We start from the raw sequence: 18,693 nt of genomic DNA on the forward strand, positions 1-18,693 counted from the left end.
GCATGTTCACCACCGTACTGATTGCCAACCGCGGCGAAATTGCCTGCCGCGCCATCCGCACTCTGAAGCGCCTCGGGGTGACAAGCGTCGCAGTCTACTCCGACGCTGACCGCAACGCGCAGCACGTTAAGCAGGCCGATATCGCTATCGCGCTGGGCGGCGACAAAGCCAGCGACAGCTATCTTCGTATCGACAAAATCCTGGCGGCGGCGCAGCAGAGCGGCGCGCAGGCGATCTGGCCAGGCTACGGTTTTCTTTCTGAAAGCCAGCCGTTTGCTGACGCCTGCGACGCGGCGGGCATCGCCTTTGTCGGCCCTACCGCGCAGCAGATTGGTGAGTTCGGCCTGAAGCACCGCGCCCGTGAGCTGGCAGCCAGCGCGGGTGTCCCGATGACACCAGGTACACCGCTGCTCGCCTCGCTGGAGGCGGCGTTACAGGCCGCCGATGAAATAGGCTATCCGGTGATGCTGAAAAGCACGGCGGGCGGCGGCGGCATTGGCCTGACGCGCTGCGCCGATGCCGATGCGCTCGCCAGCGCCTGGGAGAGCGTGCGCCGTCTGGGCGAACAGTTCTTCAGTGATGCCGGCGTTTTTCTGGAGCGCTGTATCGATCGCGCCCGCCACGTTGAAGTGCAGATTTTTGGTGATGGCACCGGCACCGTGGTGGCACTGGGCGAACGCGACTGCTCACTGCAGCGCCGCAATCAGAAGGTGGTGGAAGAGACGCCGGCACCCGGTTTATCGCAGGCGACGCGTGACGCCCTGCTCGCCTCGGCGGTTCGGCTCGGCGAGCGGGTTAACTACCGCAGCGCAGGTACCGTGGAGTATATCTACGACGTCGACCAGCAGACCTTTTACTTTCTGGAAGTGAACACCCGTCTGCAGGTGGAACATCCGGTCACAGAATGCGTCACCGGACTCGATCTGGTCGAATGCATGTTGCAGGTGGCGGCGGGCGATGCGGTGGACTGGGCACGTCTGCAGCGGCCTCCAAAGGGCGCGGCCATTGAGGTGCGGCTCTACGCGGAAGATCCGCTGAAGAACTTTCAGCCCAGCCCCGGCCTGCTCACCGGCGTTACCTTCCCTGACGGCGTGCGGGTCGACAGCGGCATCGAAACCGGTAGCGAGGTCTCCAGCTTCTACGATCCAATGATCGCCAAGCTGATTGTGCATGCCAGCACCCGCGATGCGGCGCTGGAAAAACTACACCAGGCGCTGGATGCCACGCAGCTGCATGGCATCGCCACCAACCTCGACTATCTGCGCCAGATCACCACCAGCGACGCTTTTCGCAGTGGCAACGTCTGGACGCGCTACCTCGACAGCGTCGTCCCTGCCTCCTCCGTAGTGGAAGTGCTGCAGCCCGGCACCTTCAGTTCGGTTCAGGACTACCCTGGTCGCCTCGGCTACTGGGATATTGGTGTGCCGCCTTCCGGCCCGATGGATGACCTCGCGTTCCGGTTGGCGAACCGCATCGTCGGTAACCATGAATCAGCCGCAGGCCTGGAATTTACTCTGCAGGGACCGACGCTGCGTTTCCACTGCGATGCCATTCTGGCGCTGACCGGCGCGGACTGCAACGCCCGGCTTGATGGAGAACCGGTCAGCACCTGGCAGCCGCTGGCCGTGAAAGCGGGACAGACTCTGGCGCTGGGACGCGCGCGGACCGGCTGCCGCAGCTATCTGGCGGTGCGTAACGGCTTCGACGTGCCGGAATATCTGGGCAGCCGCAGCACCTTTTCACTGGGACAGTTTGGCGGTCACGCCGGACGTACCCTGCGCGTGGCCGATATGCTGGCGATCTCACAGCCTGAACGGGCAGCCTGCACCACGCCTGCGCCAGTCAGCGATCCGCAGCCACTCGATACCGCACTGATTCCGCACTACGGCAGTGAATGGCGCATCGGCGTGCTCTACGGCCCGCACGGCGCACCAGACTTCTTCACCCAGGCTGCCATCGACGAGTTCTTTGCCAGCGACTGGCAGGTGCACTACAACTCCAACCGCCTCGGCGTGCGGCTGGTTGGCCCGAAACCGACCTGGACCCGCGCCAACGGCGGCGAAGCGGGCCTGCACCCCTCCAACGTTCACGACTGTGAATATGCCATCGGCGCGGTCAATTTCACCGGCGACTTCCCGGTGATCCTGACGCACGATGGCCCGAGCCTGGGCGGCTTTGTCTGTCCGGTAACTATCGCCAAAGCCGAGCTGTGGAAAGTGGGTCAGGTCAAACCTGGCGACACCATCCGCTTCCATCCCATTACGGCAGACGATGCGCTGGCGCGGGAAAAAGCACAGATGCACCTGGTCGACACCCTGCGACCGGAACATCCACCAACCTTTGCCGTGCCGTCGCTGGCCGAAACCGCTCACGGCTCCGCCACGATTCTGGCCGCCATTGAGGCTACCAACAGCACGCCAAAAGTGGTCTATCGCCAGGCGGGCGATAAATATGTGCTGATTGAGTATGGTGACAACGTGCTGGACCTGGCGCTGCGCCTGCGCGTCCATCTGCTGATGAATGCGCTAACGGCGCAGGCGGAGACGGGTGTCGGGGAGCTGTCGCCTGGCGTGCGTTCGCTGCAGGTGCGTTACGACAGCCGCATCATTAGCCAGTCCCGGCTGATGTCACTGCTGCTGGCGCTGGAAGCGACGCTGGGCGACGTCAGCACGCTGAAAGTGCCCTCCCGCGTGGTGTGGATGCCGATGGCATTTGAAGACAGCGCCACGCTGGGTGCGGTCAGCCGCTATCAGGAGACGGTGCGTGCCAGCGCGCCCTGGCTGCCCAACAACGTCGATTTTATCCAGCGCATTAACGGTTTAAGCAGCCGCGATGAGGTACGCGACACCCTGTTCGACGCCAGCTATCTGGTGCTGGGGCTGGGCGACGTCTATCTTGGCGCACCCTGTGCCGTGCCGATCGATCCGCGCCATCGCCTGCTGAGTTCCAAATACAGTCCGGCGCGCACCTTCACCGCCGAAGGCACCGTCGGGATTGGCGGCATGTATATGTGTATCTACGGCATGGATTCGCCCGGCGGCTATCAGCTGGTGGGCCGCACGCTGCCTATCTGGAACACCTTCCTGAAAAACCCGCAGTTCACGCCTGATGCGCCGTGGCTGCTGCGCTTCTTCGATCAGGTGCGCTTCTATCCGGTAAGTGAAACCGAACTGAACCAGCTGCGCGAAGATTTCCGGGAAGGTCGTGCCAGCCTGCGTATTGAAGAGACGCAGTTTGATTTTGCCGCCCACCAACAGTTCCTCGCCGACCACGCCGCAGAGATTGCCGCGTTTCGCCAGCGCCAGGCCACCGCCTTTGAACAGGAAGTGCAGCTCTGGGCGCAGGAAGAGCAGAACGCAACGCAGGCGGATGACACGCCTGCCAGCGTCATCGAAGAGGAGGAGAACGGGCTGCCGGTGCAGGCGGACCTCAATGGCAACATCTGGAAAGTGCTGGTGCAGCCGGGCGACGCAGTCAGCGCCGGGCAGACGCTGATTATCGTCGAGGCGATGAAGATGGAGCTGGCGATTGTCGCCCCGCAGGCCGGTCGGGTAACGCGGATTGCCTGTCAGGCGGGCCGTCCGGTCAGTCCTGGCGACACCCTGCTGTGGCTGGAATAAGGAGCGCCGATGACAACCCAACCTCAATCCCCTAAAGCGCGCCCGGAAGCGCTGGCCGAACGGGTCTATCAGGCGCTGAAGGCCGATATTTTCGCCTTTCGCCTGATGCCGGGCGATCGTTTCAGCGAAAGCGAAATCGCCGGACGGATGGCGGTCAGCCGCACGCCGGTGCGCCAGGCGCTGTTCCGGCTGGAGCGCGAAGGCTTTGTCGAAGTGTGGTTCCGCAACGGCTGGCAGATTAAAAATTTCGATTTCGCCTGGTTCGAATCGCTGTATGACCTGCGCACGGTGCTGGAGTGCGAGGCGGTAAAACGCCTCTGCGCCCTGCCTGCGCCGCAGTCTGGCGCGCTGTTAAGCGAACTGAATCAGTTCTGGTGTGAGGCAGAGGCGCTCACCGAGGGCCTGGTGGTGTCGCAGCATGACGAGGCGTTTCACATGACGCTGGTCGCGGCAGCGGGTAACCCGGAGATGGCACGCATTCACGCCGAACTCACGGAGAAGATCCGCATTATCCGTCGGCTCGACTTCACCCGTGATGACCGCGTCTGTGCCACTTATCAGGAACATGCGCAGATTTTACAGGCGATCTTTCAGCAGCAGACCATCGAGGCACAACGCATCCTGACCGATCACATCGCCGTCAGTAAGGCGGAGGTCAGGAAGATCACCCTGCACCGCCTCCAGCAGGCCCGGCTCCAGCTTACCGAATAACATAACAACCACCCAGGGGTTTAAATGATGAAAAGACGTTCGTTGATCAAGGCTTTCGCCCTCTCCGCTACCGTTATCAGCATGGGGTTCGCCTGGAGTGCGCAGGCGGCTGACACCATCAAAGTGGGTATCATGCATTCGCTCTCCGGCACCATGGCGATTTCTGAAACGCCACTGAAAGATGTGGCGCTGATGACCATTGATGAGATCAACGCAAAAGGCGGCGTGCTGGGGAAAAAGCTGGAGCCGGTGGTGGTCGATCCCGCCTCTAACTGGCCGTTATTTGCCGAGAAAGCGCGGCAGCTGCTCACTCAGGATAAAGCGGCAGTGGTGTTTGGCTGCTGGACTTCAGTGTCACGCAAATCGGTACTGCCGGTGTTTGAAGAGCTGAACGGCCTGCTGTTCTATCCGGTGCAGTATGAAGGGGAAGAGATGTCACCCAACGTCTTCTACACCGGCGCGGCGCCTAACCAGCAGGCGATTCCGGCGGTGGAGTACCTGATGAGCGAAGATGGCGGCAGCGCGAAACGCTTTTTCCTGCTGGGTACCGACTACGTCTATCCGCGCACCACCAACAAAATCCTGCGCGCCTTCCTGCACAGCAAAGGCGTGGCCGACAAAGATATCGAAGAGGTCTACACGCCGTTTGGTTACAGCGACTACCAGACCATCGTGTCCAACATCAAAAAGTTCGCGGCAGGCGGTAAAACGGCGGTGGTCTCGACCATCAACGGCGACTCCAACGTACCGTTCTACAAAGAGCTGGCGAACCAGGGCATCAAAGCTACTGACATTCCAGTGGTCGCCTTTTCGGTGGGCGAAGAGGAGCTGCGCGGCATCGACACCAAACCGCTGGTGGGTCAGTTAGCGGCCTGGAACTATTTCGAGTCGATCGATAATCCGACCAACGCGAAGTTCGTCGCCGATTACCGCGCCTACGCCAAAGCACACAACCTGCCGAATGCGGCTACCGTCGTCACCAACGACCCGATGGAAGCAACTTATGTTGGCATCCATATGTGGGCGCAGGCGGTGGAAAAAGCGGGCACGACGGATGTGGACAAAGTACGCGCGGCGATGGCCGGTCAGACCTTCAACGCGCCGGATGGCTTTACCCTGACCATGGATCAGACCAACCATCATCTGCATAAGCCGGTCATGATTGGCGAAGTAGAAGAGAACGGTCAGTTCAGCGTGGTGTGGCAGACCGATAAGCCGGTGCGCGCACAGCCGTGGAGCCCGTACATTGCCGGTAACGACAAGAAGCCCGATCACCCGGTGAAGACCGCGCAGTAAGCGCGCGTTGCTGATGAGAAAGCGTCACCCGCTGTGACGCGGCAGCACGGCAGCACTCAACAGGCTGCCGTGCTGACCTTCCCAAACGAGGCTCCTTTTATGAATCTATGTCGCTGCTTTTTCAGCCTGCTGCTGCTGCTCCCGCTGTTTGCGAGTGCCGGACCGGCGGCTGACTTTGCCGCCGCCAGCCGCAGCCAGCAGGCCACGCTGCTGCAACAGTGGGCCACCGCACCGGACAGTCATCGCCTGCCGCTGCTGGAAGCGCTGCATGCCGAAACGGTGGTCATCGACCAGAATAAACAGCCGTTCAGCCAGCAGGGATCCACGCTGCAGCCGCTGGATGCGGTGGCGCAGCCCACAGGAAACCTGAAAAAGCTGTTTATGAACAATCGCCTGCGCGTGCTGGTTAACAATGCGCTGGCCGCCCACCAGCTGGTGAGCAGCGATGCGGCACTGCGCCTGCGCGCAGCGCAGCAGTTGCAGAATGGGGGTGCCGCTGACCAGTTGCCGCTGCTGGAACAGCGCCTGGCCGCCGAACAGGACAGCCGGGTGCATGCCGCATTAGCGCTGGCGCTGGCGAACCTGCAACTGGCGGATGACGAGCCGATGGTGCGCCTGCGGGCGGTAAAACTGCTGGGCGAATCCAGCGATCCTAACACGCAGGCCAGTCTGCAACGCCTGACTCAGCCCGCGAATGAGCCGGACGCCACGGTGCGGGCAGCCGCGGCGGAAAGCCTGCAACAGATTCAGAAACGGCTGATGTGGGGTGATCTGCTGGGGCAGGCGTTTAGCGGCCTGTCACTGGGCTCCATCCTGCTGCTGGCCGCGCTGGGCCTGGCGATCACCTATGGCCTGCTGGGGGTGATCAACATGGCGCACGGTGAAATGCTGATGCTCGGCGCGTACGCCACCTGGTGGGTTCAGAGCCTGTTCCAGCAGTTTGCACCGGACTATTTAGCCTGGTATCCGCTGCTGGCGCTGCCGGTCGCCTTTATGGTCACTGCCGCTATCGGTATGGCACTGGAGCGCACCATCATTCGCCATCTCTATGGCCGTCCGCTGGAGACGCTGCTTGCTACCTGGGGGATCAGCCTGATGCTGATCCAGCTGGTGCGGGTGCTGTTCGGGGCGCAGAACCTGGAGGTGGCGAACCCGTCGTGGCTCTCCGGCGGCTTACAGCTGCTGCCTAATCTGGTGCTGCCGTGGAACCGCATCGCGGTAATCCTGTTTGTGGTGTTTGTACTGGCGCTGACCTGGCTGCTGCTGAACCGGACCCGCCTTGGCATGAACGTGCGCGCCGTGACCCAGAACCGCGCCATGGCGGAGTGCTGCGGCGTGCCGACCGGCCGCGTCGATATGCTGGCATTTGGCCTCGGTTCGGGCATTGCCGGGCTGGGCGGCGTGGCGCTGTCACAGCTCGGAAACGTCGGGCCGGAGCTGGGTCAGGGCTACATCATCGACTCGTTCCTGGTGGTGGTGCTGGGTGGCGTCGGCCAGTTAGCGGGCACCGTGGTTGCCGCGTTCAGCCTGGGGATTCTGAACAAAGTGCTGGAGCCGCAGATTGGCGCGGTGCTGGGCAAGATCCTGATTCTGGTGATTATCGTGCTGTTTATTCAGAAACGCCCGCAGGGGCTGTTTGCGGTTAAAGGAAGGGTGACTGACTGATGACGCAACCCATCACGCTTCGCGTGGCGCGCACCGCGCCGCGCCTGACGATCGGCATCGGCGTGGCGATCACTCTGGCATTACTGGTGATGCCATTTCTGGCGCTGCTGCCCGCCACGCATCCGCTGGCGATCTCCACCTATACCCTGACGCTGGTCGGCAAAATCCTCTGCTATGCGGTGATCGCGGTGGCGCTGGATCTGGTGTGGGGCTACGCCGGACTGTTGTCGCTGGGTCACGGCCTGTTCTTTGCCCTGGGCGGATATGCCATGGGCATGTACCTGATGCGCCAGGCTGCCGGTGAGGGTTTGCCCGCCTTCATGTCCTTTCTCTCCTGGCGTGAACTTCCCTGGTTCTGGACCGGCACCGACTATTTCGTCTGGGCGCTCTGTCTGAGCATGCTGGTGCCGGGCCTGCTGGCGCTGGTGTTTGGCTTCTTCGCCTTTCGCTCGAAGATCAAAGGCGTCTACTTCTCCATCATGACCCAGGCGCTGACCTACGCCGGAATGCTGCTGTTCTTCCGCAACGAAACCGGTTTTGGCGGCAACAACGGCTTTACCGGCTTTACCACCCTGCTCGGCTTTTCGGTGACGGCGACCGGCACCCGCATCGGGCTGTTTATCGCCACCGTGTTGCTGCTGCTGCTGAGCCTGGGGATCGGCTTTGCCCTGGCGCGCAGCAAGTTTGGCCGGGTGCTGACCGCAGTACGCGATGCCGAAAACCGTCTGATGTTCTGTGGTTACGACCCGCGCGGCTTCAAGCTGTTTGTCTGGACGCTCTCCGCCGTGCTGTGCGGCCTGGCCGGGGCGCTCTATGTGCCGCAGGTCGGCATTATCAATCCGGGTGAGATGTCACCGGCCAACTCGATAGAAGCGGCAATCTGGGTGGCGCTGGGCGGACGCGGCACGCTGATAGGCCCACTGCTGGGCGCGGCGATTGTGAACGGCGCGCGCAGCTTCTTCACCGTCGCCTTCCCTGAATACTGGCTCTTCTTCCTGGGACTGATGTTTATCCTGGTCACGCTGTTTCTGCCGCACGGCGTGATTGGCCTGCTGCGTCGGAGGAAAAAATGAGTGATGTCCTGTTTACCCAGACTCAACTGGCGGATCGCCATCGGGCGCAGCGCGATCCGGTGCTGCAACTGGAGAAAATCAGCGTGTCGTTTGACGGCTTCCGGGCGCTGACCGATCTGTCGCTACAGATCGGCGTCGGTGAACTGCGCTGCGTGATCGGCCCTAACGGTGCGGGCAAAACCACGCTGATGGATGTGATTACCGGCAAAACACGTCCTGACGCTGGCCGGGTGATCTACGACCAGGATAGCGATCTGACCCGCCTTTCACCGGTGGAGATCGCCCGCGCCGGTATCGGCCGTAAGTTCCAGAAACCCACGGTGTTTGAGGCGTTAACCGTGTTCGAGAATCTGGAGATCGCGCTCAAAGACGACAAATCGGTCTGGGCCAGCCTGCGCGCCCGCCTCAGCGGCGAACAGCGTGACCGCATTGATGAGGTGCTGAAACTGCTGCGGCTGGGCGGCGAACGCCAGCGTCGCGCGGGCCTGCTGTCACACGGCCAGAAGCAGTTTCTGGAGATCGGCATGCTGCTGGTGCAGGAGCCGCATCTGCTGCTGCTGGATGAACCGGCCGCGGGTATGACCGATGCCGAAACGGCCTACACCGCCGAGCTGTTCCGCAGCCTGGCGGGCAAGCATTCGCTGATGGTGGTGGAGCATGACATGGGCTTTGTCGAGACTATCGCCGACCATGTCACCGTGCTGCATCAGGGACAGGTGCTGGCCGAGGGTTCGCTGCGCGACGTGCAGTCCAACGAGCAGGTTATCGACGTTTATCTGGGGCGCTGAAATGTTACAGGTTACTGAACTGAATCAATATTATGGCGGCAGTCATATTCTGCGCGGCCTGTCATTTGAGGTTAAGATTGGCGAAATTACCTGTCTGCTGGGGCGCAACGGCGTGGGGAAAACCACGCTGCTGAAATGCCTGATGGGGCTGATTCCGGCGAAGTCAGGCGAGATTCACTGGCAGCAGCAGCGCATGAATGGCCGCAAGCCGCACCAGCGGGTGCAGGCGGGCATCGCCTATGTGCCGCAGGGTCGGGAAATCTTTCCGCGTCTGACGGTGGAAGAGAACCTGCTGATGGGCCTGTCACGCTTTCCGGCTGCCCAGGCACGTGAAGTACCGGAGGAGATCTACCAACTTTTTCCGGTGCTGCTGGCGATGAAGTCACGCCGGGGCGGCGATCTCTCAGGCGGTCAGCAGCAGCAACTGGCGATCGGCCGGGCGCTGGCCTGCCGGCCACAGCTGCTGATCCTCGACGAGCCGACCGAAGGGATCCAGCCTTCGGTGATCAAAGAGATCGGCGCGGTAATCCGCCAGCTGGCGCAGCGGGGCGATATGGCGATCCTGCTGGTGGAGCAGTTTTATGACTTCGCAGCGGAGCTGGCGGACAGTTATCTGGTGATGTCGCGCGGGGAGATCGTGCAGCGTGGCCGCGGCGACACCATGGAAGCTGAGGGTGTGCGCGGCCTGGTGGCGATTTAAATCCGGCTCAGAGCAGGCCGGTCTCGACGGAGAAGTGCCGCTCTTCGCCGCTGGCCAGGGTGATCAGCGTACCGGCCTGCTGCGCGGCCAGAAAGCCCTCTGGACGACAGGTGGCGGGCAGAATGTAGGCCGCCACCTGCTGATCGTGGTTATGCAGCAGCCAGCGGGTCGCGTGCGGAAACTGCGCGGTAGAGAAGCGCGTCATCAGCGCATAGCCCTGCGGCGAATGCAGCTCAAACTGCACGTCATCGCCATACTGCGGCAGATCGTCCGCGAAGAAGACGATCTCCGGATCGCAGAGTTGCGGCTGATCGAGCTGTTGTAACGCCTGTGGATCGCGCGATAAGTGATCCGTGTACTCGCGCCAGGCAGGTGTGGGTTTAAGGTGTGCGGGGATCGAGCGACGCAGCTGGAATGCCCGATCGGGGATCGACTGCCGGAAGCGTCCCTGGTCGATCCACGCGCTGTTGAGGTGACACATATACTGCAGCGGCATCGCCGCGCCCGCCAGATTGGTCACCGTCATCGCTATCGTCAGACGGGGCCGATCGGCCTGAAGGCGGACGGCAGGTGCCGCAAGGTAGTGATGGCCGAAGCCTTTAACATATTCACACTCCCCTTCCAGCGACAGCGTCTGATCCTCCAGCACCAGCCAGGCGCTGTCCATGCGGGCGCAGGCCATCTCACCGTGCAGCGGATGATCGTCCTCTGGTGCGGGACAGCCGTTGGCCAGCAGTCCCGAATGAAAGGCAAAACAGCCGTAAGTGTCGATGATCGACTTGGCGGGCAGCGGCTGTTTAAAACTGTGGCCCATGGTCAGATTGTGCTCGTCGAACTGCACGTCCCAGACCATCTGTCCGAGAAATGGCAGCACGGTCACGCTGCCGCGCCGGTTATGAATGCGCACCGCCTCAATGCCCGCCGGATAGCGAAACAACTCAACCCGGAAGTCATCGCTCTCTAACAGCACCCAGGGTGTGGTGTGAAACTGTTCACGGGCTAAAGGTAAACGGGTTTTCATGGTGACTCCTCCGCCAGACGACCGGTCGCAACCAGCTGTTTTTTATGGCGCAGTTCGCCATAGAAGTAGAATCCGACCCAGGCGAAACAGAGCAGCGAGACGCCAAATGCCCGCTGCATCGAACCCAGTGAGTCCGAAACCAGGCCCTGCAGCGCCGGGACAAAGGCCGCACCGACAATCGCCATCACGATAAACGCGCCTGCGACTTCGGTGTATTTGTTATCGACCGTCGCCAGCGTTCCCGCGTAGATCGTCGCCCAGCAGGGACCAAACAGCACGCTGACAAACACAGCGGCGTAGACGGCGGTAAAGTTCGGCACCAGCATCACATAGGCCAGCGTCAGCACGCCCAGCACCGAATAGGCGATCAGCACTTTCTCGGCACGGAAGCGGGTCATCAGGAAGTTCGCCACGAACTTACCGATAAAAAAGCAGACGAAGCTGTAGATCATAAAGTTAGAGGCGTGACGTTCGTTGGTCGCCCCCAGCGTCAGCGCCAGACGAATGGTAAACGACCAGACCGCGACCTGCATGCCAACATAGAGGAACTGGGTCACAATGCCGCGTTTAAAGTGACGATTAGCGGCCAGATAGCGGAAGGTCTCGCCCAGCGAGGGGCGCGATCTCTCATTACTCTCAGGTTTGCAGCGCGGATAGCGGGTGAACATAAACAGCAGCATTACGACTACCAGCACCATCACCAGATATTTGTAAGGCTCCAGCGTGTGCTCCAGCATCGTCAGACGGAAGGCATGCGCCTGCTCTGCCGTCATCGTCGCCATCTGACTCTCCAGGCTGTCGCCCTCCTGGAACACCAGATATTTACCCAGCACGATCCCCATCAGCGCACCAATCGGATAGAAGGTCTGGCTGACGTTGAGGCGCAGCGTCGCATGGTCACGATGACCAATCATCGAGCTGTAGGTATTGGCCGCAGTTTCCAGGAAGCTCAGGCCGATGGCGATAGCAAAGATCGCCGCCAGGAACATGGTGTAGGTCGCCATGTGCGAAGCGGGATAAAAGGCGATACAGCCAGCGATATAGAGTGCCAGGCCGATCATGATTGCCATCTTGTAACTGGTTTTACGGATCACCAGCGAGGCGGGGATCGCAATCAGAAAATAGCCGCCATAAAAGGCGCTCTGCACCAGCGCACTGGCAAAATCGCTCAGGGCGAACACGCTTTTAAACTGGGTGATCAGGATATCGTTAAGACTCGCTGCACAACCCCAGAGCGGAAAGAGGCACGACAGCAGAATGAACTGGAACAGCGGCGTTTTATTCAGATAGCCATCAGATTGCTGAACAATTTTCTGTTGCATAGCAGAACCTCAGTTACGGTTGAGAAAACGCTGGAAACACTCGGCGTCGGGATAAGCGCGCTGCGTGCCGCGCCCGGTGACGCTGCAGGCGGCATAAGCAGAGGCCTGGGTCATAGCGGCGACCACATCGCCGGTTTTCACCAGCAGATACGCGAAACAGCCGATAAAGGCATCGCCCGCACCGCTGGTATCCACCGCCTGAACCGGCGTGGCGGCCACGCGATGGATCTCGTCGCCGCTCATCCAGACCGAGCCCCGGCTGCCCAACGTGATAATCAGATTTTTAAGGCCATGCTTCAGCAGCGACTGCCCGGCCAGGATCACCTCTTCATCAGTGTTGACCGGCAGGCCGGTGAGGATCTCCAGCTCGGTTTCGTTCGGCATAAAGAAGTCGCATTTGCAGGCGTAGTGAATATCCAGCGTGGCGACGGCCGGCGCCGGATTCAGGATCACGCTGATCTGATGCTGGCGGGCAAAATCGATGGCGTAATAGACCGTTTCCAGCGGGATCTCCAGTTGCAGGATGATCAGCTCACAGGCTTTCAGCGCCTCTGCCGCGTCGTCGATATCGGCCGGTTTCAGCTGCTGGTTGGCCCCTTTGATGATCAGAATGCGGTTCTGCGACTGGTCATCGACAAAAATCGGTGCCACGCCGCTGGAGACGCCTGTTGCAGTAGTGACAAAGCGCGTGTCCACGCCCTGCTGCTGCAGATTAGCAACGGTGTTGGGAGCAAAGAGATCGTCGCCGACCTTGCTGACCATCATTACGTTGCCACCCATTTTCGCGGCCGCGACCGCCTGGTTAGCGCCTTTACCGCCGCAGCCAATGGCAAAGTCGGGCGCTTCAAGGGTTTCGCCCGCTTTCGGCAGGCTGTTGGTATAGGTAATCAGATCGACCATGTTTGAGCCGATAACCGCAATTGTCATGACAGAACTCCCGGATGTTTTTCACACTTAAAATGTTATTAAATTAACAATAACCTTTCTTAAAGGTTAAATATGTGACAAAAACCACATCCTGAAGTGGCAGATACCGGCGGTAAACGGCATAAAGGGGGATTTAAAGTGTTACTATTATAACAAGATAACATCAGGGGCCATGACGGCTGAGAGATGTTACCGCCAGTGATGATGGGCCGGGATCACCGCACGGCGGAGGTTTGCGGCTCTTACAGATTGCGGGTAAGATTGACTGCCAGCCTGGCGGATGAGACGCAACTCATTCAAATCTGTGAGGTTTGTCGCGATATAGCGTCGATTCCGGCGTTCCTGCTCCGCACTACAGGATAGGTAACAGAGAGATGACCATGGAAACCCGGCGCGACGAACGCATTCACAAGCTGACCCAGGCGCTTAAACGCACCGACAAACTGCATCTGAAAGATGCGGCCCACTTGTTAGGCGTCTCAGAGATGACGGTTCGCCGTGATTTAACCGAGCCAGGCTCCAGCGTGGTCCTGCTGGGCGGCTATATCGTCAGCGACCCGAAAAGTCATGCCGGTCACTATTTTGTCAGCGATCAGCATGGGCAGAATGCCGCCAGAAAGCAGCGGCTGGCGCAGACGGCAGCCAGCCTGATCAGCGAAAACGATACGGTCTTCTTTGACTGCGGCACTACCCTGCCCTATATCGTTGATGCCATTCCTGACACGCTGTCATTTACTGCCATCTGCTGCGCCATGAACACCTTTCTGACCCTGAAAGAGAAACCGGCCTGTAGTGTGATTCTGAGCGGCGGTGAATTTCATGCCGACAATGCGCTGTTTACGCCGATTGGCGTGCATACCCTCCTGGACGATCTCTGTCCGACGCTGGCCTTTATCTCTGCGGCGGGCATCGACAAAGATCAGGGGGCGACCTGCTACAACACCAATGAGCTGATGATGAAACATCACGCCATGCTGCGTGCCCAAAAGTCGGTGCTGGTGGCGGACAGCAGTAAATATGGCAAAGTGCTGCCCGCCCGCATCGCCGGGCTACAGCGCTTTGATCTGCTGGTGAGTGACAGCGCGCCCGACCAGGCATTGCAGAACTGGCTGGCACAGCAGGCGATACCACTGCGCCTGCCCTGAGGGCTGCCCCGGTACTATCGTCAGCAATTGAGCGCGGAAATCAGTCAGTTATCCCGCACGCCGTCCGGCATCCCTTCTGCCCGGCGAATATTCGCCGCCCCCTGGCTGGGATTAAACGGTGAAAAAGGCTAAACTTCGACATCATTCCAACGACCAACAGACCCAGAGGCTCAAACCAACGTGGCTCAATTCGTCTATAGCATGCATCGCGTCGGCAAAGTAGTTCCGCCGAAGCGTCATATCCTGAAAAACATCTCGCTCAGCTTCTTCCCTGGCGCAAAAATCGGCGTACTCGGCCTGAACGGTGCGGGTAAATCTACCCTGCTGCGCATCATGGCCGGCATCGATAAAGATATCGAAGGGGAAGCGCGTCCGCAGCCAGGCATCAAGATTGGCTACCTGCCGCAGGAGCCGCAGCTTAACCTTGAACACACCGTGCGTGAGTCGGTTGAAGAAGCACTGTCAGAAGTGGTTGGCGCACTGAAACGTCTCGACGAAGTCTATGCGCTCTATGCCGAAGAGGGTGCAGACTTCGACAAGCTGGCCGCCGAGCAGGGCCGTCTGGAAGAGATCATCCAGGCACACGATGGTCACAACCTGAATACCCAGCTGGAACGTGCTGCCGATGCGCTGCGCCTGCCAGACTGGGACGCGAAAATCGCCACCCTTTCCGGTGGTGAACGTCGCCGCGTCGCCCTGTGCCGCCTGCTGCTGGAAAAACCAGACATGCTGCTGCTGGACGAACCAACGAACCACCTGGACGCCGAATCTGTCGCCTGGCTGGAGCGTTTCCTGCATGACTTCGAAGGCACCGTCGTGGCGATCACGCATGACCGTTACTTCCTGGATAACGTGGCAGGCTGGATTCTGGAACTTGACCGCGGTGAAGGTATTCCGTGGGAAGGCAACTACTCCTCCTGGCTGGAGCAGAAAGATGCGCGTCTGGCGCAGGAAGCCTCTTCTGAAGCGGCTCGTCGTAAGTCGATTGAGAAAGAGCTGGAGTGGGTTCGTAAAGGACCAAAAGGCCAGCAGTCTAAAGGCAAAGCCCGTCTGGCACGCTTTGAAGAGCTGAATAACACCGACTACCAGAAGCGTAACGAAACCAACGAACTGTTCATTCCGCCAGGTGCCCGTCTGGGTGACAAAGTGCTGGAAGTCAGCAATCTGCGTAAGTCCTATGGCGACCGTGTGCTGATTGACGATCTCTCGTTCTCTGTGCCAAAAGGCGCGATTGTCGGGATTATCGGTCCGAACGGCGCGGGTAAATCCACCCTGTTCCGTATGATGTCCGGTCAGGAACAGCCTGATTCCGGCAGCATCGTGCTGGGTGAGACCGTTAAGCTGGCCTCCGTCGATCAGTTCCGCGACAGCATGGACAATTCCAAAACCGTGTGGGAAGAAGTTTCCGGTGGTCAGGACATCATGCGTATCGGTAACACCGAGATGCCAAGCCGCGCCTATGTCGGCCGCTTTAACTTTAAAGGCGTCGATCAGGGCAAACGCGTGGGCGAACTGTCGGGTGGTGAGCGTGGTCGTCTGCACCTCGCGAAGCTGCTGCAGGTTGGCGGCAACATGCTGCTGCTCGATGAGCCAACCAACGACCTGGACATTGAAACCCTGCGCGCGCTGGAAAACGCCCTGCTGGAGTTCCCGGGCTGTGCGATGGTGATCTCGCATGACCGCTGGTTCCTGGACCGTATCGCCACGCACATTCTGGATTATCAGGATGAGGGCAACATCGAATTCTTCGAAGGTAACTTTACCGAATATGAAGAGTACAAGAAGCGTACCCTCGGCGCCGACGCGCTGGAGCCGAAGCGCATCAAGTACAAACGTATGACGAAGTAATCGCAGTCTGATTAATACTAAAAAGGGAAGCGGATGCTTCCCTTTTTTATTTTTTTAAAGCGGCATCCATTCTTCAACATGCCCTTGATGCTCATCATCATGTGTTTTAAATAAAATGCAGGTTAATTTACTTTTTTTATCATAACCAATGACAATATTATCACCAGGCACTGCGAGCTCCATTACCGGATTGCCTTCATAATAAAGCCGAAATTCAGACCGGCTTTCATGTGACTTTCTGGCATCATACCAAGTCAGTGATGCACTACAGCTGACATCACTGCCCCTGAGTACAAAATCTGCTTCAATATCTTTATTTTCATTACCTAAAATATTTTTAAGAGCTGCTACACCATTAAACTCTCTTTGATCATAAAGTTCACTTTTTGATAAAGTTTTAATACATGCACTTTTTAAATTTTGAGCTTTCATAACATTTCTCTTCCTTTGAGAAGAACGGGAAATGCCATCGTAATTAATGCAATGTAATTTTCTGCTACGGGTGTCAAAGTTACAGGTTACGGTTATAACTTTTATTTTAAGTTCAGCGATAAAACTCCCTGAACACCGGTGACTGCAGCGCGAACTCAATAAAGCGCGCCAGCGCAGGTGAATTCAGTTTACGGCCCGGATAGACCAGCCACAGCTCATTCCCCTCGATTTCCCATTCCGGCAGTACCGGCACCAGTCGGGGATCCGCCATCGCCCCGTCGGTCAGAAAGCGCGGCAGCAGCGTAATACCCGCATCGCCCAGCGCCGATTCGCGCGCATAGAGTAAATTGTCGGTGAGATGGCCTGGCGGCAGCAGCCAGCGATAGAACTCGTCATCGCGCTGCAACACCCATTCATTCCAGGCGCGATGCGCAATACAGCGGTGGGCCGAGAGCTGCTGTGGGTGAAGCAGCGGTGGATGCTGATTAAGATAGTGCTGAGAAGCCACCAGCAGTCGCGGGCAGTTGCCTATCCGGCGGCCAATCAGCGAGGACTCCTGCGGCTGACCGGTGCGCAGCGCCACATCAAAGCCCTCCTGTACCAGATCGCGCATCTCATCGGAGATCGAGACATCCAGCGTCACATCAGGATAAAGACGTAAAAACTCTGCATTACAGCGCGCCAGCAGCGTGGCACCAATGCCTGCCGGGCTGGTAATGCGCAGGCGCCCGCTGGGGTTTTCCCGCAGGCTGGCAATCGCCTGATCGGCGCGCTCACTGGCCTGCATCATCTCCTGGCAATGCAGCAGATAGCGCTCACCGGCAAAGGTCAGGTTGAGCTGGCGGGTGGTGCGATTCAGCAGCCGGATCCCCAGCCGCTGTTCCAGCTGACTGATGCGCTGACTGACGCTCGATTTGGGCAGACCCGCGCGTTCTGCCGCGCCGGTAAAGCTGCCGCATTCCGCCACCAGCGCAAACAGCGCCATATCCTGCCACTGACGAAATGCCATTGTTCACCTCAGACGAACACTCTATGAGAGATTGTCCATCTTATCACCGCTAAAATCAGGTTCTACACTTAAGACACTGACCAAGGAGAATCTTTATGTCTATTCGCGCTATCGCAGTTAATCCCGAAAATCCGGAAAACTTTACCGAAATTTTTCCTGAAACCCCTACGCCAGGTGAGTATGACCTGCGGGTCGAAGTCAAAGCCGCGTCGGTCAACCCGGTCGATACCAAGGTGCACAAAGGGGCGAAGAAGAACGGCTTACAGCAGCCACGCATTCTCGGCTGGGATGCCAGTGGCGTTGTGCTGGAAGTGGGCAGCTCAGTCAGCAACTTTAAGCCTGGCGATGAAGTCTTCTATGCGGGCGATCTGACCCGCCCTGGCAGTAACAGCACCGAACAGCTGGTTGACTCACGCATCACCGGTCACAAGCCAGAGAGCCTGGACTGGGCGCAGTCGGCGGCGATCCCGCTAACGGCCCTGACCGCCTGGGAAGGCCTGTTTGAGCGACTGAACCTGGAGACCGCAACGGAAGATCAGACGCTGCTGATCGTCGGCGGCGCGGGCGGTGTCGGATCGCTGGCGATCCCGCTGGCGAAACTGCGCAGCAAGGTGAAGATCATTGCGACAGCCTCGCGTGAAGATTCCGCCCAGTGGTGCCGCGATCGCGGAGCCGATCTGGTGATCAACTACAAAGATATGATCGGTGAGCTGGAGAAACAGGGCATTAAGCAGGTCGATTATATCTTCTGCCTGAATGACACCGACGGTCACTGGGAAACCATGGCGAAGCTGATCGCTCCGCAGGGTCATATCTGCACCATCGTGGAAAACGAACATCCCCTGTCGATGGACCAGCTGAAGCTGAAGAGTGCGGCACTGCACTTCGAGCTGATGTATACCCGCAGCATGTTCAATACACCGGATATGGCGCGTCAGGGCGAGATTCTGGATGCGGTATCGGCGTTGCTGGATGAAGGTAAGCTGCAGACCACGCTGAGCGAAACACTGCATGGCTTAAGCGTTGAGACTTTAACCGCCGCCCACCAGCGCGTGCTGGAAGGCCACATGCGCGGCAAAGTGGTGATGGTCTATTAATGCCCTGACCCGGCTGCCGTGCGGCAGACCGGGCCAATG

15 protein-coding genes are annotated in these 18,693 nt (G+C 59.2%); 10 read left to right on the plus strand and 5 right to left on the minus strand.

Annotation, left to right across the window (positions count from 1 at the left end):
• Window positions 1-2 precede the first annotated feature (2 nt).
• From uca to urtE, 7 genes are all read left to right on the plus strand, one after another.
• On the plus strand, window positions 3-3,620 hold the full coding sequence (uca, locus tag ACTJKZ_RS17015; RefSeq protein ID WP_285086496.1) for an urea carboxylase: 3,618 nt from the start codon (window positions 3-5) through the stop codon (window positions 3,618-3,620).
• A 9-nt stretch (window positions 3,621-3,629) separates the two neighbouring features.
• Complete coding sequence (locus ACTJKZ_RS17020) at window positions 3,630-4,331, plus strand: GntR family transcriptional regulator (protein ID WP_440829864.1); 702 nt, start codon at window positions 3,630-3,632, stop codon at window positions 4,329-4,331.
• 27 nt (window positions 4,332-4,358) lie between these two features.
• Window positions 4,359-5,627, plus strand: coding sequence for an urea ABC transporter substrate-binding protein (urtA, locus tag ACTJKZ_RS17025; RefSeq protein ID WP_161731743.1), 1,269 nt, complete (start codon window positions 4,359-4,361; stop codon window positions 5,625-5,627).
• 99 nt (window positions 5,628-5,726) lie between these two features.
• The gene (gene urtB / locus ACTJKZ_RS17030) at window positions 5,727-7,292 is read left to right on the plus strand and encodes an urea ABC transporter permease subunit UrtB (protein WP_222924592.1); all 1,566 of its coding nucleotides are present in this window, start codon (window positions 5,727-5,729) and stop codon (window positions 7,290-7,292) included.
• A complete protein-coding gene (gene urtC, locus ACTJKZ_RS17035) occupies window positions 7,292-8,365 on the plus strand; it encodes an urea ABC transporter permease subunit UrtC (protein ID WP_161731726.1) in 1,074 nt (357 codons plus the stop codon). The genes urtB and urtC overlap by 1 nt, the downstream gene beginning before the upstream one ends.
• Window positions 8,362-9,153, plus strand: coding sequence for an urea ABC transporter ATP-binding protein UrtD (gene urtD / locus ACTJKZ_RS17040; protein ID WP_161731728.1), 792 nt, complete (start codon window positions 8,362-8,364; stop codon window positions 9,151-9,153). The genes urtC and urtD overlap by 4 nt, the downstream gene beginning before the upstream one ends.
• 1 nt (window position 9,154) lies before the next feature.
• The gene (urtE, locus tag ACTJKZ_RS17045; RefSeq protein ID WP_033769607.1) at window positions 9,155-9,853 is read left to right on the plus strand and encodes an urea ABC transporter ATP-binding subunit UrtE; all 699 of its coding nucleotides are present in this window, start codon (window positions 9,155-9,157) and stop codon (window positions 9,851-9,853) included.
• Window positions 9,854-9,860: 7 nt separating this feature from the next.
• Here urtE and ACTJKZ_RS17050 read toward each other — a convergent pair whose 3' ends face one another.
• Genes ACTJKZ_RS17050 through rbsK form a run of 3 tightly spaced genes read right to left on the minus strand, consistent with a single transcriptional unit; the run spans window position 9,861 to window position 13,123 of the window.
• On the minus strand, window positions 9,861-10,874 hold the full coding sequence (locus ACTJKZ_RS17050) for an aldose 1-epimerase family protein (protein ID WP_285086501.1): 1,014 nt from the start codon (window positions 10,872-10,874) through the stop codon (window positions 9,861-9,863).
• Entirely contained in the window at window positions 10,871-12,196 is a 1,326-nt protein-coding gene (gene fucP / locus ACTJKZ_RS17055; protein WP_161731731.1) for an L-fucose:H+ symporter permease, read from the minus strand. The genes ACTJKZ_RS17050 and fucP overlap by 4 nt, the downstream gene beginning before the upstream one ends.
• Window positions 12,197-12,205: 9 nt before the next feature.
• Window positions 12,206-13,123 carry a ribokinase gene (rbsK, locus tag ACTJKZ_RS17060; RefSeq protein ID WP_161731733.1) on the minus strand — a complete coding sequence of 306 codons (918 nt, stop codon included), beginning with the start codon at window positions 13,121-13,123 and terminating at the stop codon, window positions 12,206-12,208.
• 380 nt (window positions 13,124-13,503) lie between these two features.
• Here rbsK and deoR point away from each other — a divergent pair, with 380 nt between their 5' ends.
• Both deoR and ettA read left to right on the plus strand, forming a co-directional pair.
• A complete protein-coding gene (gene deoR / locus ACTJKZ_RS17065; RefSeq protein ID WP_161731745.1) occupies window positions 13,504-14,268 on the plus strand; it encodes a DNA-binding transcriptional repressor DeoR in 765 nt (254 codons plus the stop codon).
• A gap of 180 nt (window positions 14,269-14,448) precedes the next feature.
• A complete protein-coding gene (ettA, locus tag ACTJKZ_RS17070; RefSeq protein ID WP_013356691.1) occupies window positions 14,449-16,116 on the plus strand; it encodes an energy-dependent translational throttle protein EttA in 1,668 nt (555 codons plus the stop codon).
• A 54-nt stretch (window positions 16,117-16,170) separates the two neighbouring features.
• Here ettA and ACTJKZ_RS17075 read toward each other — a convergent pair whose 3' ends face one another.
• On the minus strand, window positions 16,171-16,548 hold the full coding sequence (locus tag ACTJKZ_RS17075) for a type II restriction endonuclease (RefSeq protein WP_260059136.1): 378 nt from the start codon (window positions 16,546-16,548) through the stop codon (window positions 16,171-16,173).
• A 112-nt stretch (window positions 16,549-16,660) separates the two neighbouring features.
• Complete coding sequence (locus ACTJKZ_RS17080) at window positions 16,661-17,557, minus strand: LysR family transcriptional regulator (RefSeq protein WP_161735975.1); 897 nt, start codon at window positions 17,555-17,557, stop codon at window positions 16,661-16,663.
• A gap of 95 nt (window positions 17,558-17,652) precedes the next feature.
• On the opposite strand from ACTJKZ_RS17080, the gene ACTJKZ_RS17085 reads away from it, so the two are divergent.
• Window positions 17,653-18,654 carry a zinc-binding alcohol dehydrogenase family protein gene (locus tag ACTJKZ_RS17085; protein ID WP_161735974.1) on the plus strand — a complete coding sequence of 334 codons (1,002 nt, stop codon included), beginning with the start codon at window positions 17,653-17,655 and terminating at the stop codon, window positions 18,652-18,654.
• Window positions 18,655-18,693 lie beyond the last annotated feature (39 nt).

Source organism: Pantoea sp. 22096, from assembly GCF_052045955.1.
GTDB lineage: Bacteria > Pseudomonadota > Gammaproteobacteria > Enterobacterales > Enterobacteriaceae > Pantoea > Pantoea alfalfae.

Bases quoted from the DNA above. Each gene is read 5' to 3' on its own strand.
- deoR (WP_161731745.1), top strand. From the start codon at position 13,504: ATGGAAACCCGGCGCGACGAACGCATTCACAAGCTGACCCAGGCGCTT.
- ACTJKZ_RS17075 (WP_260059136.1), bottom strand. From the start codon at position 16,548: ATGAAAGCTCAAAATTTAAAAAGTGCATGTATTAAAACTTTATCAAAA.
- urtE (WP_033769607.1), top strand. From the start codon at position 9,155: ATGTTACAGGTTACTGAACTGAATCAATATTATGGCGGCAGTCATATT.
- ACTJKZ_RS17080 (WP_161735975.1), bottom strand. From the start codon at position 17,557: ATGGCATTTCGTCAGTGGCAGGATATGGCGCTGTTTGCGCTGGTGGCG.
- ACTJKZ_RS17050 (WP_285086501.1), bottom strand. From the start codon at position 10,874: ATGAAAACCCGTTTACCTTTAGCCCGTGAACAGTTTCACACCACACCC.
- urtD (WP_161731728.1), top strand. From the start codon at position 8,362: ATGAGTGATGTCCTGTTTACCCAGACTCAACTGGCGGATCGCCATCGG.
- fucP (WP_161731731.1), bottom strand. From the start codon at position 12,196: ATGCAACAGAAAATTGTTCAGCAATCTGATGGCTATCTGAATAAAACG.
- urtA (WP_161731743.1), top strand. From the start codon at position 4,359: ATGAAAAGACGTTCGTTGATCAAGGCTTTCGCCCTCTCCGCTACCGTT.
- urtC (WP_161731726.1), top strand. From the start codon at position 7,292: ATGACGCAACCCATCACGCTTCGCGTGGCGCGCACCGCGCCGCGCCTG.
- ACTJKZ_RS17085 (WP_161735974.1), top strand. From the start codon at position 17,653: ATGTCTATTCGCGCTATCGCAGTTAATCCCGAAAATCCGGAAAACTTT.
- ACTJKZ_RS17020 (WP_440829864.1), top strand. From the start codon at position 3,630: ATGACAACCCAACCTCAATCCCCTAAAGCGCGCCCGGAAGCGCTGGCC.
- uca (WP_285086496.1), top strand. From the start codon at position 3: ATGTTCACCACCGTACTGATTGCCAACCGCGGCGAAATTGCCTGCCGC.
- urtB (WP_222924592.1), top strand. From the start codon at position 5,727: ATGAATCTATGTCGCTGCTTTTTCAGCCTGCTGCTGCTGCTCCCGCTG.
- rbsK (WP_161731733.1), bottom strand. From the start codon at position 13,123: ATGACAATTGCGGTTATCGGCTCAAACATGGTCGATCTGATTACCTAT.